We start from the raw sequence: 5,094 nt of genomic DNA on the forward strand, positions 1-5,094 counted from the left end.
ACTCTGCTGTGTTGGCCGAGTTGGCTCCTGAGGGGCATGGAGAAGGAAACACTCGAGAGTTTTTTGTCCATCCGGGGGGTGATGGGGGTGGCGCTCCTGAGTCGGACAGGCCGCCCTTTTTTCTACCGCTCTTTTCAGAACTTGGACAGCCGGCAGCAGCAGGCCCTTGCCGAAGGGCTGTTTCAGGTTTTGCAGACCATGCCCCCAGGCCTGGACTACTTTGACTTTCAGTTTGCCGAGCAACGAGTCTTTGTCTACCCCTTAGGGCCGGAGTGGGTGTTGCTGGTGGCGGTCAATGACGAGCTGGTGATGCCGGTCTACACCTTGGCCGTCAACCGCCTGCGAGCCGAGCTGCAACAGGATACGACGAAGGGCCTGGCCACCTTTCGCCTGTTGACCAGCCAGGCGGAGGCCGTCCGGAACCCTACCCAACCCAGCTCCACCCTAGCAGAAGGCAAGCCCACACCAAGGGAGGAGGCGACCCAGCCGGCAGCGACAGGCAGCCGCATGCAGATGGATGTCTTTGTGCAATCTCTCAATCGCCTCTGCCAGATCACAAGCGGCTATTTGGGCAAGGCAGTGATCGTCAACTATTGGAAGGCAGCGCGGCAGGAAGTGGTGGAACGCCAGGGATCCTCAGCCGAGTGGCTCAACCAGTTCGAGATCGAGCGCAGCGGCCAAATCCACTACCGGGGCACCCTCAAGGAGCTGGACGAATCTCAACAAAAGGTGCTGCGGGACTGGGTACTGGCTTTTTTCCGCCGCTGCGAAGAGGTGATCCACGACTTTCGCAATTTAATCAAATCGGCTGAATTGCGCTGGTAAAAGCAGAGGAAGCTGCTTTTCAAACAGCGTCCTCAAAGCGCCATGGCCGGTTCTTGGCCGCGGAAAATCCAGGCTAAGCTATGACCATAGCAGATCACCCCAGGTGCAGACGGGATCCCTGACCGAGGATGGCTCCTCTGGCCACCACGAACCGGTGGAGTGAGGATCTGCTTTGCTACCGCGATGCCACCGGATCCCTCGCTACCATCTGCTTACGGCACGCTAGGCGAAGGAGTTGCCATGCTGAGAATCGTCACCCAGCTAACCGAGGCTGAAGCCGAGCTTAGACGGATCTCGGAGCGCACTCAGGCTGACCAGAACCTGCACCGTGAGGCCACTGTGCGGGAGATCCTGCAAGCAGTGCGCCGTCAGGGGGATCGCGCTCTACTGGCCTACACGGCTGAGTTTGACCAGGTGGAGTTAAGCGTGGCGGAGCTGAAGGTCTCGGGGGCGGAGCTGGAGGCGGCCTACCAGGCGGTATCGCCGCAACTGCTATCGGCCCTGCGCCTGGCCAAACAGCGCATTGAAGCCTTTCACCGGCAGCGGGTGCCCAGCAGTTGGGTGAGCTTTCCCGGCCCTGAGATTGTCTTGGGCAAGCAGTACCGCCCCGTGGACCGCGCCGGCCTCTACATTCCAGGAGGGCGGGCCGCCTATCCCAGCACCGTGTTGATGAACGCCATTCCGGCCAAGGTGGCGGGGGTGCCCGAGATTGTCATGGTGACCCCACCGGGATCGGACGGGCTGGGGGGCAAGGGGATCAGCCCGGCTATTTTGGTGGCCGCCCAAGAAGTGGGCATCCACACCATCTATCGCGTCGGCGGGGCCCAGGCCATTGCGGCGCTGGCCTATGGCACCGAGACCATCCCCAAGGTGGATGTAATCACCGGCCCCGGCAACATTTACGTGACTTTGGCCAAGAAGCTGGTATACGGCACGGTGGGGATCGACTCGCTGGCAGGGCCTTCCGAGGTGTTGATCATCGCCGACGAGAGCGCCAATCCCCTCTATGTTGCCGCCGATCTTCTGGCCCAGGCCGAGCATGATCCCCTGGCGGCGGCCGTTCTCCTCACCCCCGATCTCCAGTTGGCCCAACAGGTGCAGCAGGCGGTGGCGGCCCAACTGGAGACCCACCCCAATCGCCTGATGGTGGAAAAGGCGGTGGCCAACTACGGGCTCATTGCCGTAGTGCCGGATCTGGCGACAGCAGTCAACTTGTCCAACCAGTTCGCGCCGGAGCACCTGGAGCTGCAGGTGGCGGATCCCTGGGCCCTGCTGGATCCCATTCGCCATGCGGGGGCAATCTTCCTGGGGCACTACACTCCAGAGGCGGTGGGAGACTACCTGGCCGGGCCCAACCACACCTTGCCCACAGCGGGGGCGGCTCGCTACGCCTCAGCTCTAGGGGTAGAGACCTTCCTGAAGTACTCCAGCCTGATCCAATACGGCTCGGCAGCTTTGCAGGAGGTGGCTGGCGCGATCCAAGCTCTGGCACAAGCGGAGGGGCTGCCCGCCCATGGCCGCTCGGTGCAACTGCGCTTGGCCGAGGGGAGCTAGAGAGTTTGGCCTGGCCGCAGGTTGGGTGACGATGGCAGCTTCTGTCTGGCGAAAGGGGCGGTGGTGGAGAGGGGCTCTGTCTGCGGCCATGGGATCCCTGCTGTTGGCGACGATGGCGGCTGCGGAGGGGATCCCTTCTCCGCCGCTGGCCGTGCCGTGGGAGTGGGTGTATGCCCTGCAGGAGCAGGCGCGGCAACGGCAGTGTACGCTGATTGGCCTGCTGCGCAGCCGGCCTCTGCCGGCACCGGATCCGCAGTGGCAGGTGTACACGCGGCTGGATTTGGTGGCCACCCCTCAGGCCAGTCGGTTGACCAGTGTGTTGTTTGCCAAGAACACTCGTACCCAAGCCTTGCAAGTGATCTATCAAGCTTCAGCGTCTGTGTACGACCCCGCCGAGCCCTTGGATTTTGCCATGATCCTGCCTCTGGCCTGGCAGGACAACACTCTGCTGGCGCGGGAGTACGAAGGCTGGTTCCAAACCGATTTGAGCTGGGATCGGGCGGTGATCTGGCCCTTGCCCACCGACTCGACCGGGATCCCGCCGGTACAGGTTTGGGAGCCACCGCCGGCCCTGGGATATGCCGAGCTGCTGGGCTGGGATCCCCAGGCGCGAGGGCGGGTGCTGTTTGCCGTGGCCGATAGCCTGGAAGAGGTGCCGCGGCTGGTGAGCGTTGGCTCCTCTTCCGATTGGTTGGTGCGGGGAACGGCCACGCTGACCGTCCCCGATTCCTCGGGTTTGGAAGAGGGCTGGATTGGGGCTGTTCCCGCAGGGTCAGCGGCCATTTGTCATGCCGGGAACTTTGGGCTAAACATCAGGTAGCCCTTCTCGATAGCCCTGAGCTTGGCGTTAGCGGATCCAAGACCGCGGGCGACGCAGCAGGGCCAAGGGATCCAAGGGCAACGTCGATAACCAAGGAGTGGGGCGAGCATGTCAAGACCGCAGGTACGGCGGGGATGGCCTCTGGAGGCCTTTGTGGGCGATGTTATCGTCTGTACACTGGAGGGATCCCATCTGGATCAAGTGACGGAGATCCGCGTCAGCCCGGCGGGCAAAGGGATCCGGGTTAGCTTCGGGGATCCCTTGGGGCGCTCCCAAGGGCCGGTGCAGGCCACTGCCGAGGCACTGACCGTAACTTTTGAGATCGATCCCAGCACCTACCCTGGCGAAAAACGCATCGAGCTGATCTCGCCGGCAGGGCCCAGCGATCCCCTGCCGTTTTTGGTGATGATGTAGAGTCGCGCGGCGAGGAAGTGGGTCATGCCGTTTGCGATTGCTCCGAGCGATGTGGGTGTGCTGCTGCTGGGGGTGGGCCTGTTGCTCTTGGCCGGCGGCTGGGCCTGGTGGCTGCGACGACAGCAGCAGGCTGCTCCCCCAGACTCGACAACTGTTTGGCCGGCAACGGCGGTTGACCTCTCTGCCCTTACGGTGGAACAGGGGGCCCAACTGCAGCCCTTCGAACAGGCGGTGGCAGATCGGCCCCAGGATCCCATTGCCTGGTACAACCGCGCCACCACCCTCGACCACCTGGGGCAGGCCCAAGCTGCCCTGGCCAGCTACGATCGTGCCCTGGAGCTGAAGCCAGATTTTCCCGAAGCCTGGAACAACCGCGGCTCTCTACTGGACGATCTCGGCCGTCACCAGGAAGCGCTGGCCAGCTACGAGCGGGCTTTGCACCTAAAGCCGGATTTTTTTGAGGCCCGCTTTAACCAGGCCAACACGCTGCGGCAACTGGGCCGTTACCAAGAGGCCCTGCGCGCCTACGAGCAGATTCTCACCTTCCGCCCCGATAGCTCGGAAACGTGGTATCTGCACGGGCTAACCTTGGCCTCGCTGGGGCAGTGGCAGGGATCCCTAGCTAGCTACGACAAAGCCCTGGCCATTAACCCCAGCAATCCCCAGGTTTGGCAAAGTCGCGGGCTGGCCCTAGTGCACCTGGAGCGCTACGCCGAGGCCCTGGCCAGCTATGAACGGGCCCTGCAACTGGGATCCGCATCGGCTTCCCTCTGGGCCGGCCACGCCCTTGCCCACCACCGCCTGGGCAACTGGATGGAAGCTCTCAACAGCTACGACCGCGCCCTGGCCCAGGATCCCCAGCGCCCTCAGATCTGGGTGCAGCGCGGCCTGGTGCTGATGGACTTAAACCTCTACGGGCTGGCCATCCAGAGTTTTGACCGGGCCCTGCAGATGGATCCCGAAGATGCCGAGGCCCACTACGCCAAAGCCTGCTGCTGCGCCTGGGAAGGTCAGGTGCCCCAGGCTCTGCAAGCCTTGGAGCAAGCCCTGCGCCTGCAGCCGGAGCGCTACCGCCCCTTGCTCTCCTCTGAGCCCTATTTCGACCTCATTCGCAGTGAGCCGAGCTTTACGGCCTTCCTGACAGCCCTCTCCGGCCTTGGAACCGACACGGAGGGATAGCTTGGTAGCTCCGTATTTCGTGCGGGGCGGAAAAGCCCGTAAGCAACTTTAGTTGCTCATCGTCTGCGTCCTGAGTTCCAGAGGATGGGCCGGCAACAGCAATCTGGTGGCTCCGCCCAATGCAGAGGAAACCCGCTGATTTTCCGTAGGGATGCTGTTGCTTACAGCGAAAAACCTGAGCAAACTGAGAACACTCCAGCTCCTGGCAGATCTCGGGGGCAAGTTGTGTTCTTGTTAACATCTGGTAGCATTTTCATGGACACAACCTGATACTGTCTGCCTGCAAGCTTCTTCGCGGTTGG

Annotated in this window: 5 protein-coding genes; all 5 read left to right on the forward strand. The window is 62.6% G+C overall.

The features are described 5' to 3' along the window. Positions 1 to 825 (forward strand): hypothetical protein (locus NW844_RS08500; RefSeq protein ID WP_414334956.1); only part of this gene is annotated, 825 nt, incomplete at its 5' end. Between the two features lie 240 nt (positions 826 to 1,065). Continuing rightward, entirely contained in the window at positions 1,066 to 2,379 is a 1,314-nt protein-coding gene (gene hisD / locus NW844_RS08505; protein ID WP_414334957.1) for a histidinol dehydrogenase, read from the forward strand. 31 nt (positions 2,380 to 2,410) lie between these two features. After that, positions 2,411 to 3,199: a hypothetical protein gene (locus tag NW844_RS08510; protein ID WP_414334958.1), complete on the forward strand. Its 789-nt coding sequence runs from the start codon at positions 2,411 to 2,413 to the stop codon at positions 3,197 to 3,199. Between the two features lie 108 nt (positions 3,200 to 3,307). Continuing rightward, entirely contained in the window at positions 3,308 to 3,613 is a 306-nt protein-coding gene (locus NW844_RS08515; protein WP_414334959.1) for a hypothetical protein, read from the forward strand. A gap of 24 nt (positions 3,614 to 3,637) precedes the next feature. After that, entirely contained in the window at positions 3,638 to 4,792 is a 1,155-nt protein-coding gene (locus NW844_RS08520) for a tetratricopeptide repeat protein (RefSeq protein WP_414334960.1), read from the forward strand. Positions 4,793 to 5,094: the final 302 nt, after the last annotated feature.

The sequence above is a fragment of the Synechococcus sp. H55.2 genome (genome assembly GCF_047462495.1).
Lineage (GTDB): Bacteria > Cyanobacteriota > Cyanobacteriia > Thermostichales > Thermostichaceae > Thermostichus.